Source organism: Niveibacterium umoris (assembly GCF_014197015.1).
Taxonomy (GTDB): Bacteria; Pseudomonadota; Gammaproteobacteria; order Burkholderiales; family Rhodocyclaceae; genus Niveibacterium; species Niveibacterium umoris.
On sequence record NZ_JACIET010000001.1, the window covers coordinates 1,147,692 to 1,164,769 of the forward strand.

The 17,078-nt window shown below is 65.3% G+C and carries 12 protein-coding genes; 10 read left to right on the forward strand and 2 right to left on the reverse strand.

Annotated features, from left to right (window positions below):
- Positions 1-11: 11 nt before the first annotated feature.
- The 10 genes from kdpB to GGR36_RS05100 all read left to right on the forward strand — a co-directional run bounded on the left by kdpB (position 12) and on the right by GGR36_RS05100 (position 12,693).
- A complete protein-coding gene (kdpB, locus tag GGR36_RS05055; RefSeq protein ID WP_183632559.1) occupies positions 12-2,075 on the forward strand; it encodes a potassium-transporting ATPase subunit KdpB in 2,064 nt (687 codons plus the stop codon).
- A gap of 11 nt (positions 2,076-2,086) precedes the next feature.
- Entirely contained in the window at positions 2,087-2,662 is a 576-nt protein-coding gene (gene kdpC, locus GGR36_RS05060; RefSeq protein ID WP_183632561.1) for a potassium-transporting ATPase subunit KdpC, read from the forward strand.
- A gap of 60 nt (positions 2,663-2,722) precedes the next feature.
- On the forward strand, positions 2,723-5,422 hold the full coding sequence (locus GGR36_RS05065) for a DUF4118 domain-containing protein (protein WP_183632564.1): 2,700 nt from the start codon (positions 2,723-2,725) through the stop codon (positions 5,420-5,422).
- Positions 5,415-6,131: a response regulator gene (locus tag GGR36_RS05070; protein ID WP_183632566.1), complete on the forward strand. Its 717-nt coding sequence runs from the start codon at positions 5,415-5,417 to the stop codon at positions 6,129-6,131. The genes GGR36_RS05065 and GGR36_RS05070 overlap by 8 nt, the downstream gene beginning before the upstream one ends.
- Positions 6,132-6,297: 166 nt before the next feature.
- A complete protein-coding gene (locus GGR36_RS05075; RefSeq protein WP_183632568.1) occupies positions 6,298-7,695 on the forward strand; it encodes a hypothetical protein in 1,398 nt (465 codons plus the stop codon).
- 145 nt (positions 7,696-7,840) lie between these two features.
- A complete protein-coding gene (locus GGR36_RS05080) occupies positions 7,841-8,434 on the forward strand; it encodes a hypothetical protein (protein ID WP_183632570.1) in 594 nt (197 codons plus the stop codon).
- Between the two features lie 229 nt (positions 8,435-8,663).
- The gene (locus GGR36_RS05085) at positions 8,664-10,820 is read left to right on the forward strand and encodes a YgiQ family radical SAM protein (protein ID WP_244971038.1); all 2,157 of its coding nucleotides are present in this window, start codon (positions 8,664-8,666) and stop codon (positions 10,818-10,820) included.
- Positions 10,821-10,836: 16 nt separating this feature from the next.
- On the forward strand, positions 10,837-11,169 hold the full coding sequence (locus GGR36_RS05090; RefSeq protein ID WP_183632574.1) for a YkgJ family cysteine cluster protein: 333 nt from the start codon (positions 10,837-10,839) through the stop codon (positions 11,167-11,169).
- A gap of 173 nt (positions 11,170-11,342) precedes the next feature.
- Complete coding sequence (locus GGR36_RS05095) at positions 11,343-12,092, forward strand: GNAT family N-acetyltransferase (RefSeq protein ID WP_183632576.1); 750 nt, start codon at positions 11,343-11,345, stop codon at positions 12,090-12,092.
- Between the two features lie 340 nt (positions 12,093-12,432).
- Positions 12,433-12,693 carry a hypothetical protein gene (locus tag GGR36_RS05100; protein WP_183632579.1) on the forward strand — a complete coding sequence of 87 codons (261 nt, stop codon included), beginning with the start codon at positions 12,433-12,435 and terminating at the stop codon, positions 12,691-12,693.
- A gap of 18 nt (positions 12,694-12,711) precedes the next feature.
- On the opposite strand, the gene GGR36_RS05105 is transcribed toward GGR36_RS05100, so the two are convergent.
- Together GGR36_RS05105 and GGR36_RS05110 are read right to left on the reverse strand one after the other, a co-directional pair.
- On the reverse strand, positions 12,712-14,607 hold the full coding sequence (locus GGR36_RS05105; RefSeq protein WP_183632580.1) for a patatin-like phospholipase family protein: 1,896 nt from the start codon (positions 14,605-14,607) through the stop codon (positions 12,712-12,714).
- A 1,000-nt stretch (positions 14,608-15,607) separates the two neighbouring features.
- The gene (locus tag GGR36_RS05110; protein WP_183632582.1) at positions 15,608-16,888 is read right to left on the reverse strand and encodes a hypothetical protein; all 1,281 of its coding nucleotides are present in this window, start codon (positions 16,886-16,888) and stop codon (positions 15,608-15,610) included.
- Positions 16,889-17,078: the final 190 nt, after the last annotated feature.

Sequence of the window (17,078 nt, forward strand, 5' to 3'; positions counted from 1 at the left end):
GGAGAAAGAACATGAAAGAAACCCTTTCGATGTTTGACCGCACGCTCGTGACCGAGGCGGTGGTTGAATCCTTCAAACGCCTTGGCCCGCGCGCGCAACTGCGCAACCCGGTGATGTTCGTGGTGTGGCTGGGCAGCATCCTGACCACCGGGCTGTTTGTCGAGGCGCTGCGCGGTGAAGGCGAAGCCCCCGCCGGATTCATCTTCGCGATCGCGCTGTGGTTGTGGTTCACCGTGCTCTTTGCCAACTTTGCCGAAGCGATCGCCGAAGGCCGCGGCAAGGCACAGGCCGCCGCGCTGCGCGGTCTGCGCAAGACCGTATGGGCGAAGAAACTGCTTGAACCCCGCTACGGTGCCAAAACACATCTCACGCCTTCGGAAGACCTGCGCAAAGGCGATGTGGTACTGGTGTCGGCCGGTGACACCCTTCCGGGCGATGGCATGGTGATCGAGGGCGTCGCCTCGGTGGATGAATCGGCCATCACCGGCGAATCCGCACCGGTGATCCGTGAAGCCGGCGGCGATTTCTCGGCCGTGACCGGTGGCACCCGTGTACTGTCGGACTGGCTGGTGGTACGCATCGAGGCGAATCCCGGCGAGACCTTTCTCGACCGCATGATCGCAATGGTCGAGGGCGCACAGCGCAAGAAGACACCAAACGAGATCGCGCTGACGATCCTGCTGGTGATGTTCACGCTGGTCTTCTTGCTGGCGGTGGCCACGCTGCTGCCCCTGTCGGTGTTCTCGGTCGAAGCAACCGGCGCGGGCACGGTGGTCACCGTCACGGCGCTGACGGCCCTGCTCGTCTGCCTCATCCCGACCACCATCGGCGGCCTGCTGTCTGCGATTGGTGTCGCTGGCATGGGCCGCATGATGGCAAAGAAGGTCATCGCCACCTCGGGCCGCGCTGTGGAAGCCGCCGGCGACGTCGATGTGCTGTTGCTGGACAAGACCGGCACGATCACGCTGGGCAATCGCCAGGCAAGCGCCTTCGTCGCCGCACCGGGCGTCACCGACAAGCAACTTGCCGAAGCCGCGCTGATGAGCTCTCTGGCCGACGAAACGCCTGAGGGCCGCTCCATCGTCGTACTCGCCAAGGAGAAGTTGAGCACGCGGGGTCGCGACATCAGTGCCGACGGTGCCGTCTTCATCCATTTTTCGGCCCACACCCGCATGAGCGGCATCGACTGGAACGGACGCTCGATCCGCAAGGGCGCCGCGGAAGCCGTGCGTACGCATGTCGAATCGCTGGGTGGCTCGATGCCGCGCGAAATCACGCACGCGGTCGAGGACATCGGCCGGCGTGGTTCGACACCGCTCGTGGTCGCCGAAGGCACGCGCGTGTTGGGTGTCGTCGAGCTCAAGGACATCGTCAAGGGCGGCATCAAGGAGCGTTTCGCCGAGCTGCGCCAGATGGGCATCAAGACGGTGATGATCACCGGCGACAACCGGCTCACCGCCGCGGCCATTGCGGCCGAAGCCGGCGTCGACGACTTCCTCGCCGAAGCGACGCCGGAAGCCAAGCTCAGGCTGATCCGCGAGTACCAGAAAGACGGCCGTCTGGTCGCCATGACGGGTGACGGCACCAACGACGCCCCCGCGCTGGCGCAAGCCGACGTTGCAGTCGCGATGAACAGCGGCACGCAGGCCGCGAAGGAGGCCGGCAACATGGTCGATCTGGATTCGAACCCGACCAAGTTGATCGAGATCGTCGAAACCGGCAAGCAGATGCTGATGACGCGCGGCTCGCTGACCACTTTCTCGATCGCCAACGACGTCGCCAAGTACTTCGCGATCATCCCGGCGATGTTCGTCGCCACGTACCCGCAACTGGGCGCACTGAACGTGATGGGGCTCGCCACGCCGAACTCAGCGATCCTGTCGGCGGTGATCTTCAACGCGCTGATCATCGTCGCGCTGATCCCGCTAGCCCTCAAGGGCGTCGCCTATCGCCCGCTCGGCGCCGCCGCGCTGTTGCGCCGCAACCTCGCGATCTATGGCCTTGGCGGCCTGATCGTGCCCTTCATCGGCATCAAGGCCATCGACCTGATCCTGGTCGGGCTGCATCTGGCCTGAGGAGAAATGCCATGCTGAAAGAACTCCGCCCCGCATTGGTGTTGCTTGGCGCCTTTACCCTGATCACCGGCGCGCTCTACCCCGCCGCCGTTACCGGCATCGCGAAGCTCGCGTTCCCGAAGCAAGCTGAAGGCAGCGTGATCCTGCGTAGCGGCAAACCAGTCGGCTCGATACTGATCGGCCAGACCTTCACTTCCCCGAAGTACTTCTGGAGCCGCCCGTCCGCCACCAGCCCGATGCCGCACAACGCGGCGTCTGGAAACGGTTCGAACCAGGGCCCGCTGAATCCGGCGCTGACCGAAGCGGTCAAGGCGCGCATCGAGGCCTTAAAAGCGTCCGACCCGCAACAGCACGACCCGATCCCGGTGGACCTTGTGACCACATCCGGCAGCGGCCTCGACCCGCACATCAGCCCGGCCGCCGCCGCGTGGCAGGCGCCGCGCGTGGCCCGCGAACGCGGCCTGGACCGCGCTCGGGTCGATGCACTGATCGCGCAGCACACACAAGGACGCCAGCTCGGCGTGCTCGGCGAACCGCGCGTCAATGTGCTGATGCTGAATCTCGCGCTCGATGCGCTCAAATATTGACTGGACTGAGGCCACTCTGCCACCCGTCGCGCAATAATCCGGACCGATGGACATCTCGCCATGACCGACGACCGACCCGACCCGGACGAGCTGCTTGCCAGTATTGAAGCCGAAGCGCAGAAGGCCCGGCGCGGCAAGCTGCGCATCTTCTTCGGCGCGAGTCCCGGTGTCGGGAAGACCTACGCGATGCTCACGGCCGCGCAGCAACTGCAGGCGCAAGGCGTCGATCTGGTGGTCGGCGTGGTCGAGACCCACGGCCGCGAAGAGACCGCCCGCCTGATGCAGGGGCTGGAAGTACTGCCCCGCCGCACCATCGATTACCGCGGCCACACGCTGAACGAGTTCGACCTCGATGCCGCGCTGGCCCGCAAGCCCGACCTGATCCTGGTGGACGAACTCGCGCACACCAACGCGCCGCAGTCGCGCCATCCCAAGCGCTGGCAGGACGTCCATGAACTGATCGAGGCGGGCATCGATGTCTTCTCGACGATCAACGTCCAGCATCTGGACAGCGTCAGCGACGTGGTGGCCAGCATCACCGGCATCCGGGTGTTCGAAACCGTGCCCGACCACGTCTTCGACGATGCGGACGAGATCGTGCTGGTGGACCTGACGCCGGAAGAGCTGCTGCAACGCATGCGCGAGGGCAAGGTCTATCTGCCCCAGCAGGCTGAGCGCGCGGTGCAGAACTTCTTCCGCAAGGGCAACCTGCTTGCCCTGCGCGAGCTGGCCCTGCGACGCACGGCGGACCGCGTCGACGAAGATGTCCGCATCTACCGCAGGGAGCGCGCCGTCAGCCGGATCTGGAAGACCGGCGACACGCTTCTGGTGTGCATCGGTGCCGATGGTGTCGGCGAGCGGTTGATCCGCACCGCTGCGCGCATGGCAACCGAGCTGGGCGCACCGTGGGCGGCGATTTATGTCGAAACACCCGCCCTGCAACGCATCGACCCCGCGATCCGGCAACGCACGCTGAAGGCACTGAATCAGGCTGAATCACTCGGCGCACGAGTGGCGGTGCTGGCCGGTGAAGATGCCGCCGAGGTGGCCGCGCAATACGCTCGGCAGGAGAACATCGGCCGCATCGTGGTCGGGCGACGACGCACCCGCAGGGTGCTGTGGCGGCCAGGGTTCGGCGAACGTCTCGCTGACAAGGTGCCCGAGATCGACCTCCTGCAGCTGGGACGCGACCAGCCTCGCGAAATCCCCGGGGCTTACGCGCGGGATGCAGTCAAGACGATTGCCGATCCGCAAGTCGTCAAGCGCTATGCCGTCACCGCAGCGGCAGTGGTCGCGGTGACGGTGCTCGCCACACCGCTGCGCGCCAGGCTGGACCTTGCGAACATCGTGATGCTGTTCCTGCTCGCAGTGTTGTTTTCCGGGGTGAAACTCGGACGCGGACCCGCGGTGTTTGCGGCCTTCCTGTCGGTGGCCTTCTTCGACTTTTTCTTCGTCCCGCCGCGCCTGTCCTTCGCCGTCAGCGACGTTCAGTATCTGGTGACGTTTTCGGTGATGCTGGCGACCGGATTGATTTCCGGCCAACTCGCAGCCGGGCTGCGCTTCCAGGCGACCGTCGCGGAGAACCGCGAAGGGCGCGCTCGCGCGCTGTACGAAATGGCGCGTGAGCTATCCGCTGCGCTGACCACAGAGCAGATCATCGAGATATCGAAACGCTACATGGAGCGCGCCATTGAGGGCGAAGTCACCTTGCTGCTACCCGACCGGGAGGACCGCATCCGCCTCGCCCCGGACCTTGCGGCAAAGGGGCTTGATGACGGCGTCGCCCAGTGGGCGCTGGACCATGGCGAAGAAGCGGGGGCGGGTACCGCGACCTTGCCGGCCAACCGCGCGCTGTATCTTCCGCTGCGCGCGCCGATGCGGGTGCGCGGGGTCATGGCGGTGAGCCCACGCGACGGCACCTTGGCGCCCTCCCCCGAACAACGGCAACTGGTTGCGACGAGCGCAGCGCTGATTGCGATCGCCCTAGAGCGTGTCCATTACATCGAGGTCGCGCAGCACGCGTTGCTGCAGATGGAATCGGAGCGGATGCGCAACTCCCTGCTCGCGGCGCTATCGCATGACCTGCGCACGCCCCTGACCGCGTTGGTGGGCTTGTCAGACACGCTTGCCATCAACCCGCCTCGGGATCTGGCCGAGCGCAGCGCGATCGAAGGTGCAATCCGGGAACAGGCGCATCGGACCAGTACCCTCGTCGAGAACCTGCTCGACATGGCGAAGCTGCAAGCCGGGGGCATCAAGCTTCGCAAGCAGTGGCAACCAGTGAGCGAGGTCATCGCCTCAGCGCTGGATTCGCGCGCCGAACTGCTGCGCGATCACACGGTGCGGATCGAACTGCCGGAAGACCTCCCCTTCCTGGAGTTCGACGCGGTGTTGCTCGAACGGGTGTTCACCAATCTGTTCGAGAATGCCGCCAAGTACACCCCGCCCGGCAGCCAGATCCTTGTGCGGGCGTTTCCGACGGAAGATACCGACGGGCACCGCGTCGTCGAACTTAGTGTCGCCGACAACGGGCCCGGCGTGCCGCCCGGCCGGGAAGCCTGGCTCTTCGAGAAATTCACCCGCGGCACCGAAGAATCATCGATCGCCGGCGTCGGATTGGGCCTTGCGATCGTGCGGGCCATCGTCGAGGCGCATGGCGGCAAGGTGCGCGCCGAGAACAGACCCAGCGGTGGCGCCTGCTTTACGCTCACCCTCCCTGCCGGTGACCCACCGGAACTTACCGAGTTACCCGATGCGTGACCCCGAAGCCGCCGGCGCCATCCATATCCTGGTGATCGAAGACGATCCCCAGATCCGACGCTTCGTGCGCGTCGCACTTGAAGGCGAAGGCCTCCAGGTCAGCGAAAGCGACACCGCGCGACGAGGCCTGATCGATGCCGCGACGCGACGCCCGGATCTGCTGGTTCTTGATCTGGGCTTGCCGGACCTCGACGGTATCGACGTGATTCGTGACCTGCGCACCTGGTCGAACGCGCCGGTGCTGGTGCTGTCTGCCCGCACCGACGAGGCCGACAAGGTGGCAGCCCTGGACGCAGGCGCCGATGACTACCTGACCAAACCTTTCGGCGTACCGGAACTGCTCGCACGCATTCGCGCGCTGAAACGCCGCATTGTCCGAGTCGCGGAACCGGAAGGCGCCGAAATCCGCTTCGGCGAGATCCGCCTCGACCTTGCGCGGCGTGAGGTCACCCGCGCAGGCACGGCCATCCACCTCACTCCGATCGAGTACCGTCTGCTGGCGCTGCTCGCCTCCAATGCCGGCCGCGTGTTGACGCAGCGCCAGTTGCTGAAGGACGTATGGGGCCCGGGCCACATGGAAGACGGCCATTATCTGCGGGTCTTCATCGCCAATCTCCGTAAGAAGCTGGAAGCGGACCCGCTACGTCCAACCTACATCAAGACCGAAACCGGCGTCGGTTACCGGCTGATGCTCGACGCGCCGCGCTAGCGCCAAAACACGATCTACAGCCTCTGCGCGGAGACGGGATCATCTTTCGCGGCCACTCCTTGAGGCGGCTCAAACAGTGAAGCCCGATGCCGATTGTGGCCCTGATGCGTCGGGGGGAGAATGTGATCGACCATCAACCAGCATGGCCTCTGTCCGGGAGCGCATCGTGAAATTCGAAGCGATACAGGCAAACACCACGGCTTGCTCAGGAATCACCCGCGCGCTCGGTTTGGCGCTCTCGGCGCTTCTGGCACTCGCGCTGGCCGGCTGCGCCAGTTGGCTGGATCGCTCGACCCCAGAGCAGGAAAAGGCCCGCCGCTTCGAGTCGCAACTGCAGCTGCGGGTGATGCGTTTTGCCGACGGCTACGTCGATGCAGTGTCGCGCGCCGCCGCAAAAGTGGAGGCCGACGCCACCGATTCGGCGCTGCGCTATCGCCTGGTGGAATTCCAGATCAAGCAATCCACTGCCGCAATCCAGATCGCTGCCGGCCCGAATCCGAACATCAATGCGGTCGACATGGTGGTGCTGGCGGCGCTCACTCACGCTACGGTCAAGCAGAACCTGGTGCCACTGATCGGCGCAACCAAGGCCCAACCGGTGATCGAGACCTTCTCGCGCATGGAAACCGGCGCATGGTCGCTGGTCGACTTCCTCACCCCGGCGCAACTGGCCGATTTGCACCGGCGGCTCGACGCCTGGGCGCCCGACGCAGCCTCGCTGGACAGCGTCGCGTTCAATCGCCTGGCTGATTTCGCCAAGGCGAGCGGCTTGCCGGCCGACGACCAGAACGCTGCCGGCAGCATCCTCGTGTTGATCGGCGCCGACCCGCTCGCCGGCATGAATCCGGCACTGCAGGAAGTGGAGCGCAGCCGGATTCTCGCGGAGCGCGCGATTTACTACGCCGAACGCACCCCGATGCTGATGGACATGCAGATGCGTGCCCTCAGTACCGCAATCGCCAACATGCCCGAAAGCCGCTCGCTCCTCTCGACCTCAAACCGTGTTGGCGAATCGGCCGCCCTGCTCGCCGAAACCGCCGCAAAGATGCCGGACACTTTCAGCAAGGAACGTGAAGCGACGATCCGGCAGTTGCTCACTGCGCTGGAGCAACAGCAAGGTGCCATGAAGGAGTTGCTGGTCGAAGTCCGAGGGAGCCTCGACGCCGGCCGCGGCGCATCCGATTCGATCCAGGGTGTGCTCGACCGGACCGACGCCCTGATGCGCAGGCTCAAAGTCGGCGAACCGCCCCCACCGGGCGCAGTGCCCGGGCGCCCCTTTGACATCACCGAATATACCCAGACCGCAATTGCGCTGGGCGAAGCGACAAAACAGATGCAGGCACTCGTCACGATGCTCGACCACGACGTCCCCGCTGCGACGCGGCTCGGAGATGCAATGCGCGGCCACGCGGAGCGCCTGCTCGATCACCTCTTCAAGCGCGTCATGCAGGCGTTCGGCATGCTTTTCGTCGGCGTCTTGCTGATCGTGCTTGCGTCCCGACTGTTCGGCGCCTATCTGGCACAGCGAACCGCACGGATCGCATCCGGCGGCAAGCCGACGTAAGCGCGGAACCCGAGCTATGCCATTACAGTTACATCGGCATCAACAGAAATGGGACCTTTCTTCATCACGGCATGACTTGGATTCACCTCATTGCCGTGAAACAGGGCTAATCTTGCCCGGATTCTTCCAACCCAGGAGCGTGAGAATGAACTTCAAGAAACTCGCAGCAGCACTACTGTTTGCCGGTATTGCCGGCACAGCCTTCGGCGCAGATGCAGGCGCCGCCGTTGTGACCGTTCCGGGCAAGGCCATGGTTGCTGGCCAGGTGACCTACACCGGCGAAGTCACCGCGGTCGACGCCACCACACGCGTCGTCACCGTGAAGAACGCCAAGGGTGAGAGCTACGAAATCGTTGCCGGTCCCGAGGTCAAGAACTTCGCCCAGATCAAGGTTGGCGACGCTTTGGTCATCAAGGCAGTGCAGGCGCTGACACTCGAGCTCAAGAAGGGTGGCGCTGGCATTCGTGAGCGCACCGACGCCGTTGATGGCGTTCGCGCCGCCGAGGGCGAGAAACCCGGTGCCGCCGCGGGTGCAAAGACCACGGTGATCGCCGATGTGGTTGCCGTGGACCGCAAGACTGGCGTCGTGACCCTGAAGGGCGTGCATCACTCGATGAAGCTGAATGTGAAGGATCCGGAGCAGCTCAAGCTCATCGAAAAGGGTGACCAGGTCAAGGGCACCTACGTCGAGGCCATCGGCGTCGCCGTCATGCCGGCGGCCAAACCCGCCGCCAAGTAAGACCAGCGCTGCAACGCACCGGCCGGGCGCGCATCACCGCGCCCGGCCGGTGCCGTTTACGGGCTGCAGTGCGCGAGCGGCATTTCGCAGCAAGCGCATTGAACCGGATCAGGCGAGTGCAATCAAAGCCTTATCCCGTACAATCCGCCCCCTCATGCAAGCCGCAGCGCCTTCCCTCCTCTCGTATCCGCCGTTTCGCCGCGGGCTGAAACGCGCACCCTTCCTGCCCATGAGCCGCGCCGAAATGGACGCGCTGGGCTGGGACGTGTGCGACATCATCCTGGTGACCGGCGACGCCTACATCGACCACCCGAGCTTCGGCATGGCGCTGATCGGTCGCGCGCTGGAAGCGCAGGGCTTCCGCGTCGGCATCATCGCGCAGCCGGACTGGACCTCGGCCGAGCCTTTCCGGGCGCTGGGCCGACCGGCGCTGTTCTTCGGCGTGACCGCCGGGAACATGGATTCGATGATCAACCGCTACACCGCCGACCGGAAGATCCGCTCGGACGACGCCTACACGCCGCACGCCGAAGCCGGCAAGCGGCCCGACCGTGCGGTGACGGTGTATGCGCAGCGCGCGCGAGAGGCCTACCCCGACGCGAACATCGTGATCGGCTCGATCGAGGCGAGCCTGCGCCGCATCGCGCACTACGACTACTGGTCGGACAAGGTGCGCCGCTCGGTGCTGCCGGATTCGAAAGCCGACCTGCTGATCTTCGGCAGCGCTGAACGCGCCGTCATCGACCTTGCGCATCGCCTCGCCGCCGGTGAGGCGATCGAGAACATCCGCGACCTGCGCGGCACCGCCTTCATGGTCAAGCGCGGCTGGAAGCCTGCGGAAGACTGGGTCGAGCAGGACTCAACCGATCTGGACCGCCCCGGCCGCATCGACCCGCACCCGGATCCCTACGCGATGGAACCGCAGCAGACGGCGAGCGCCCCGAACGCCGATGGTTCGATGCCGGTGCGCATCGTGCCGGCAGCCGAGCGCGTCGCGGCCCGCAAGGCGCAGCGCGCCAAAACGGTGATCCGCCTGCCGGCCTTCGAGCAGGTGAAGGACGACGCGGTGCTGTACGCCCACACCTCGCGCGTGTTCCACCTCGAATCCAACCCCGGCAACGCGCGTGCGCTGGTGCAGGGTCATGGGGACCGCGACGTGTGGCTAAACCCGCCGCCGGTGCCGCTGACCACCGAGGAGATGGACTGGGTCTTCGATCAGCCCTACGCCCGCGCACCGCACCCGATATACGGCGATGCGCACATCCCGGCGTGGGAGATGATCCGCTTCTCGATCAACATCATGCGCGGCTGCTTCGGCGGCTGCACCTTCTGCTCGATCACCGAGCACGAGGGCCGCATCATCCAGAGCCGCTCCCACGAGTCGATCCTCAAGGAAATCGAGGAGATCCGCGACAAGATCCCCGAGTTCCGTGGCCACATCACCGATCTGGGCGGCCCGACGGCCAACATGTACCGCATGGCCTGCAAGGACCCGAAGATCGAGTCTTCGTGCCGGCGCCTCTCATGCGTGTACCCGGGCATCTGCGAGAACCTGAACACCGACCACACGTCGCTCATCGAGCTCTACCGCAAGGCGCGGCGGATTCCGGGCGTCAAGAAGATCACCATCGGCTCGGGCCTGCGTTATGACCTCGCGGTGCGCTCACCGGAGTACGTGAAGGAGCTGGTGACGCACCACGTCAGCGGGCTTCTGAAGATTGCGCCGGAACACACCGAAGAGAACACGCTGTCGAAGATGATGAAGCCGGGCATCGGCACCTACGACAAGTTCAAGCGCCTGTTCGACAAGTTCTCGAACGAGGCCGGCAAGAAGCAGCACCTCGTGCCCTACTTCATCGCCGCCCACCCCGGCTCCACCGACGAGGACATGCTGAACCTCGCGCTGTGGTTGAAGGCCAACGACTTCCGCCCGGACCAGGTGCAGACCTTCACGCCGACGCCGCTGGCGATGGCGACCGCGATGTACCACACGCGCAGGAACCCCTTGCGCAAGGTCAGTCGCGATTCGGAGATCGTCGAGACCGCGCGCTCCGGTGTGCAGCGCAAGCTGCACAAGGCGTTGCTGCGTTACCACGACCCGGCCGGACATGAGCTGATCCGCGATTACCTGCATTCGATCGGGCGCGACGACCTGATCGGCAACGGCCCTCACCATCTGGTGCCGCGTGCCGCACCAGCCCGCTTGCAACGCGGCGCGAACAAGCCTCGCGCGGGCAGTGACTTCGTCCACGCAATCACACCGAACAGCCGACCGAAGTCCGCTGCCGGCAACAAACCGGGGGCGCCGCGACCGGTAGCAGCGCGCCCTGCGGCAGGCGCGGCAAAACCGCGCACGGCACCACGAAAGCCCGGTCGCCCGCGCTGACCAACGCATTTCCTGCATGAGTACCAGCACCGAAAGAAACCCCTGCCTCGCCTGCGGCGCTTGCTGCGCGCATTTCCGCGTCTCGTTCTACTGGTCTGAAGCCAGCGCCAAGGGCCTGCCCGAGTCGCTGACCGAGCAGATCAACCCGTTCTTCGCCTGCATGGCTGGCACCAATGATCCCGTCGCGCCACGCTGCGTTGCGCTTGGCGGAACCGTTGGCGCGCAGGTCGCCTGCACGGTCTACGAGCAGCGCCCGGAGGCCTGCAAGGAAGTCGAAGCCGGCGACGACAAGTGCAACCGCGCCCGCGCGCGGCACGGCCTCCCGCCGTTGGCACCCAGCGCTGCCTGATTCGCGTCGGCGCCTTGCCGACCGGATCGCGAGGCCGGGTGAATAAGTCACACGCCCGATGCGGCAAGCCGGGGCGCGCTCCTCTCGCAAGCCTCGTAAATTCTCTCCATGCCCGCTGCACATAGAAACAGAGCGGCGGGCACCCGGTGCAGCCCCCAACCGAGGAGAGAATCATGCAAGCCACTACCGCAGCCACCACGACCTACAACATCCACGCCTACCCGGCCCACCTGATCGACGCCATCACCCTCCCCCATGGTGAGCGCGCGGTGCTGCGCCCGGTGCTGCCGCAGGACGCGGCACTGGAACAGAAGTTCGTCGCCGGCCTCTCGCAGGGCGCCCGTTTCAACCGCTTTCACGGCCACCTGAGCGAGCTGAACGAACGCATCGCGATGCAGCTCACCTACATCGACTACATCCACCAGATGGGCTTTGTGGTGACCCTGCGCGAGGGCGACGACGAGATCGTGATTGCAGATGCCTGCTACGTCCTCAACGACGACGGTGACACCGCCGAGTTCGCGATCGCGGTGTCCGACAAGTGGCAAGGTCAGGGTCTCGGCACCCAGCTGATCAAGGCGCTGAGCGACGCAGCGCGCCACAGCGGCGCACGTTGGCTGTACGGCGAAGTGCTCGCCAGCAACAGCAACATGCTCGCCCTGATGGTGCAGTGCGGCTTCACGGTGCGCCCGCACCCCGGCGACGACACGCTGGTGCGGGTCGAGCGCAGCGTCAACGCCCCCTGCCGCGCCCACCGCAATCCACGCAACACCGGCCTGCTGGCGGCCATCAGCCAGGCGCTACCCCAATGGCTGAACCTCGGCCCGAACGCGGCACCGGCGCGCGTGCAGCAACCCGCGCTGAGCCAGCATCCCGCCTTCGGCCGCAGCTATGAGCGCCAGTTGCTCGGCCCGTTCATCTGAGGCGCCGCCCCGCCCCTCGACAAAGCCGCCTGCGGGCGGCTTCTTCATGTCAAGTGTGAAAAGGTCACATTCCGGGCGCGACCTGTGCCGACGACCCGAAATCGCCCGCCCTCTAAAGTCTCTCCATGGCCACGCGACTGCAACAACGCAGCGGAACGTGAAGCCACAGATCAGGGAGCGCGACATGAACACGACTTCAATCCAGCACGCCGCAAAAGCAAACATCTCGATCGAGAAGGACATGTTCGAGACATATCCGGCACGGCGCCAGCCCTGCGCACGTTTCGCACGCTGAGCAGCCACGCCGGTCGCTCCACACAACCCTCACCAGGAGCCGATCATGAGCATGCACACAACACTGCACCGCGCCGATGCCGGATTTGCCGTATCGCCCGGCCCGAGTGTCGCCACGATACTGGTCGCAGCGGTCGCTGCGGTCCACAACGCGCTCGCCCGACTGACCTCGCCCCAGGCAAGTGAAGGGGATGCCGAACGGGCAGACTTCCTCGCGCAGGCACGCGACCACGCCGACCTTGAAATGCGCGAACGCGCATGGGACGCCCTGCAGGCGCGCAGCCGTTCAATGCCACCCGTGCTCTGACCCGCCCCTGCGCCCGGCTCAGGTCGGGCGCGCTGCGGCACGCCGGGTGCCGTGCAAGGCATCGAGCGCCGCGCCGCCTTCCGCCTCCAGCTGCGCCACCGCGTATGCGTAGCCTTGTTCCACGATCTGGTCGAACTTGCTCCACTGCAGCAGCCCGACCCGTTCAAGCGGCGGGTTGAAATACAGGTCGGTCATGCGTTGCGCCTCACCCTGGCGCGACATGCTGTAAAGGATCGTGACATTCATCAGGTAAGCCGACAGCGATGGCAACCGGTAGCGGCGCATCGCACGCGGCACCAGGCGGTCGCGCAACAGGGCCCAGGTGCCCGGAACTTCGTCGAACTCCATCCGCCGCGGCTTCTTGAAATTGAGGTCGACGCCGATCACCGTAACCACGCCGCGCATGCGCTGCATGACATCCACCGGGAAGTTGTTGAAGGTGCCGCCGTCGCACAGCAGGTCACCGTCCATGATCACCGGCGGCAAGGCGCCAGGTATCGCGATGCTCGCCCGCAGCGACTTCGACAGGCTGCCGCGAAACAGGGGTTGCTCGCGCGCCTGTGAGTAGTTGGTGGCAACGCAGAAGGCGTTCTTCCAGAGATCTTCGATCTCGATCTCGCCGCCGAAGAGTTGTTGCATGGCTTCGCTGATGATGCCGCGCAAACGCCGGCCCTTGATCAGCGAAAGCATCGGCAGCCAGTTGAAGTCGCCGGTCGGGTTGGTGCGGAACGCGCGCCGCGCGATTTCGGTGGCGCGCGCGAGCGGCAGATCCGATGCCACCAGGGTCGCCATCACGGCGCCCATGCTGGTGCCGCCCACGCAGTCGATCTCGACACCCCGCTCCTGCAGCGCCCGCACGATGCCAAGATGCGCAAAGCCGCGTGCGCCGCCCCCAGCCAGCACCAGCCCCACCGCCTTGCGTGCCTGGATGCGCGCGAGGCGTGCGATGTCCCGCTCAAGCGTCGGTCGCACATGCACATGATCGGCAACCGGTCGCCGCGCCAGCCATTGGCCTGTTGCCCGCGGACATGGACTGTCTGCCGCGTGCAGCAGCACGAGTATCTGCGCCGCCTCGGCGCGCTGCGGACGGTTATCGAGGCAGGCCGACTCGATCGGGTGAATGGCGATCGGCTGCGAGGCATCGGCGAACAGCAGGATCTCGTCGCTGTGGCGGCTGCAGCGCTGCGTCCAGGCCGTCGCCGTCGCGTCGCTGACCAGCAGCACGAAGTCACTGTCGGCCTCGATCTCGTCGATCAAGGTGGCGATCCGGCGATTGAGCTGTGCGTCGTCCGCGCGACCGTTGGCGGCTCCGGTCTCGCCCAGTTCGCGATCGATCGTCGCCGCATCGACCCAGCGCACCTTGCCATGCACCGCCATGGCCGCCGCCAGTCGTTCGCCAAGCACCGCGAGATCGATGCCGGCGGTCACCGGAAACAGCCCGATGGTGACCGGAAGCGCGAGCGGATTGCGTTGCCGTTCCGTCTGAAAACGCAGGATGATCCGCCGTGTCAGCGCCAACGACAGCTGCGGGCTGCTGCCAAGCAGTGCAAGGAAGGCGCTCTTGTCGAGGCGCACTAGCACCGAGTCGCGCACCGCCACCACCGTTGCCGAACGCGGTGCATCGGTGTACAGGCTCATCTCGCCGATGATCTGGCCGCGTCCCATTTCACGCACCATGCGCTGAACGCCGTCGTCGCCGGTGACATAGGCGCGCAGTCGTCCGCTCACCGAGAGGTACATCGTGTCACCCGGCTCGCCCTGCACCATCAGCGTCTCGCCGCCAGCCAGTTCGATCCACGTCAGGCTGGAGAGCAGCATGGACATCGCGGCAGGTTCGATCTCGCCGAGAAAGTAATGCAGGTATCGCGCAAGCAACGGATCGAGATGCGGTGCGCGCGCGGATGTCAGACTCATGGCGGTGCCTCGGCAAGGCCGGCAAACTGCTCGAGCCAGCAAAAGGGGGAAAGGGACGCATGGGTCGGAGGCAGTCGGCGGTGCCCAAGCGGCCCAGCGCGACGAAGCCTTCGAATCGCCTTCAATATCGGCAATTGCCGGGCACGGGTCAAACTATTTGCTGGCGGCGGACCACCTTTGGGGCGCGCCGACGCGCGCGCCGGGGCGATTCACAGCTTCAACGTTCTGGGAACCTCGGTGGGACCGGTGTCAGCCCTTTTACGAAATGCGTTTGATGGCGATCGAGCGACCGCTCTTCGCCGGGAAGCGTCGGTGAGTCCCTCAGCCATGAGCCGCCGCGTGTCAGCCATCACCCGAATCGTCGGGCAACGGCACCGGCAGCCCCTGAAATCGCCCGCAAGGGGGTCAAGAGTAAGAACCGTGTTTGAAGGCCTCCAACGCTCCCTGTGACTGTGGGCCGTCAGGCTATTGGTCGTTCGCGCCGCGGCTTCTCGCGTCGCTGGGTGAAAAAGTCACATTCTCGGCGCGACCTGTGCCGGCGACCCGACGCCGCCCGCTCTCTAAAGTGTGCTCATCGACGCGCCACTGCAACGAAGTGGCGCCAGGACAAGAGCCAGAAAAGGGAGCACATCATGAACACCACTTCGATCCAGCATTTCGCCGCACCGCGCGCACTTGAGGTCGTTCGGTTCGAGGACAACGGCGACATGCCGGCAGGCAAGCGCCCGTGCGTCCGTTTTGCACGCTAAGGCCGGCGCAGCCGCATTCCTGCCAGTCACTCAAACCGTCTGCGGCAACACGTCTACAGACCTCGAATCACCGTCAGGCTCCGAGCAGTAGCTGGCGGGGCTTGTGACCCGTACATGTGCGACGAGCGCGCCTGGCACGCAAGTCCGCCAAGCAATAATCCACCCGATAAAGCCGACATCGCGCGTCATCACCCCTTGATGGCGCCTGCGATCGCAGCGGTCGACCGTTTCGGATTACGCCGCGTCGCGCCTCAACCGGCGAATTCAGTGTGAGGGTCGCTAGAGACCACCGTGCTGACCCAGCGCTGTGCGTACGCGAAGTTGTCAGTCACCTCCGGCATACGTGGCGCGCTCGCGCCAACAGCGTTCGCGCTCATTGCCTGCTGCTTTGCACGAGCCCGAGCCAGCCGCTCCAGGGTCTGATGTTGGGTCGGCCGAACTTGCCGCGGCTGAACCAGGTCAGCCTTCCGCGAGGCATACCGCTCGGTCCATGTTGCCTGGTTTTCGGCGAGCCACTGCCGATCGAATTCGGCAAGCACCGTCGCGTAATGCCCTGCGAACAACACGCTTGCGGCACTCGGCTGGCGCGTTTCTTCGTCAAGGAACGCGCCGCGTTCCCCAAGCCCGTCCAGCCGTTCCCGCAAACACGGCGTCGGACGCGTCTCGTCCGGCGCATCCGCCAGCACACGCGCAAACGCGCAATGCAGTTCGGTCCGGGTTGGGAGTTCCACCGCGACACGAATACCGGCATGCGGAAGGTAGGACGGGGACGCCTCGATATCCGCGCGTGCCCAGAAATTCGGCCAGATCGCTTCGGTCAGGATACGTTCCTGAACGGCCATGCGCGCGATCGACCTGGCCACCAGCGCGCTTCTGCCCGCGCGCGCAACCATGTTGTCGACAGACAGCACATGCTGGCGCATCAAACCGTTGCATTGTGCGACATGGCGCTGGAGTTGCCCGCGAAGCCGCCTGCTCAGCGCGGCGTCCCAGCCCGTCCGGGCGAGGCACGCATCGATCAAGGTCAGTGCACCGAGCTGCCGACTTAGCCAACCGACGGACCCAATGCGACCTTTGGCGCTCGTCACGGCATGCTGGACTGCCACCGCGAAGGTACGGGCATCGACCGATTGCATGAGTTCGATGCCAATTACGAGAGTGCGCTTGCGTCGCCACGCGATGCCGGGCACTTCAACCAATGCGATGCCGTAGTCCGTTACCAGAACGATATCGGTGACCGGTTGCGTCTGCGCACTGGCGCATGCCTTGCACACAATCCGGTGGAGCCAGGGATAGTCGGACGCCGAAAGGGATTTGCCTTCTACGCTTGCCGCACGAATAAGCGCCGAGCGCCAGCGCCACACCGTCAGCGACAGCCCGGCGATCAGCACCACGATGCCGAATGCACCATCCAGGAAGAAGGCGCCAAAGAAGCTCAGAAACAGCCCGCTGGCACTGGCTGACACGCCAAGCAACGCGTACAGGACAAGCGTATTGAAGGTGGCCGCGCCGCGGCTGAATTGTTTGTTCATGATGGATACGGGGTGAAAAGAGTTGCAGCCCGCGACGGATGTCGCGAACTACCCACGCAGACGCGAATTCAGGCGCGACCGGTACTTGCTCGGTCGCTCAGCTCATTCGCCAGCGCTTTACCAGGCAAGCGCCAGCCTTCACCGCCCTCACCGCAACGCCGCCCCGGGTGAGTCCCCGGAGCGTGTGCGA

Coding starts and splice junctions, on each gene's coding strand:
- kdpB (WP_183632559.1), top strand. CDS start 12: ATGAAAGAAACCCTTTCGATGTTTGACCGCACGCTCGTGACCGAGGCG.
- kdpC (WP_183632561.1), top strand. CDS start 2,087: ATGCTGAAAGAACTCCGCCCCGCATTGGTGTTGCTTGGCGCCTTTACC.
- GGR36_RS05065 (WP_183632564.1), top strand. CDS start 2,723: ATGACCGACGACCGACCCGACCCGGACGAGCTGCTTGCCAGTATTGAA.
- GGR36_RS05070 (WP_183632566.1), top strand. CDS start 5,415: ATGCGTGACCCCGAAGCCGCCGGCGCCATCCATATCCTGGTGATCGAA.
- GGR36_RS05080 (WP_183632570.1), top strand. CDS start 7,841: ATGAACTTCAAGAAACTCGCAGCAGCACTACTGTTTGCCGGTATTGCC.
- GGR36_RS05085 (WP_244971038.1), top strand. CDS start 8,664: ATGAGCCGCGCCGAAATGGACGCGCTGGGCTGGGACGTGTGCGACATC.
- GGR36_RS05090 (WP_183632574.1), top strand. CDS start 10,837: ATGAGTACCAGCACCGAAAGAAACCCCTGCCTCGCCTGCGGCGCTTGC.
- GGR36_RS05095 (WP_183632576.1), top strand. CDS start 11,343: ATGCAAGCCACTACCGCAGCCACCACGACCTACAACATCCACGCCTAC.
- GGR36_RS05100 (WP_183632579.1), top strand. CDS start 12,433: ATGAGCATGCACACAACACTGCACCGCGCCGATGCCGGATTTGCCGTA.
- GGR36_RS05105 (WP_183632580.1), bottom strand. CDS start 14,607: ATGAGTCTGACATCCGCGCGCGCACCGCATCTCGATCCGTTGCTTGCG.
- GGR36_RS05110 (WP_183632582.1), bottom strand. CDS start 16,888: ATGAACAAACAATTCAGCCGCGGCGCGGCCACCTTCAATACGCTTGTC.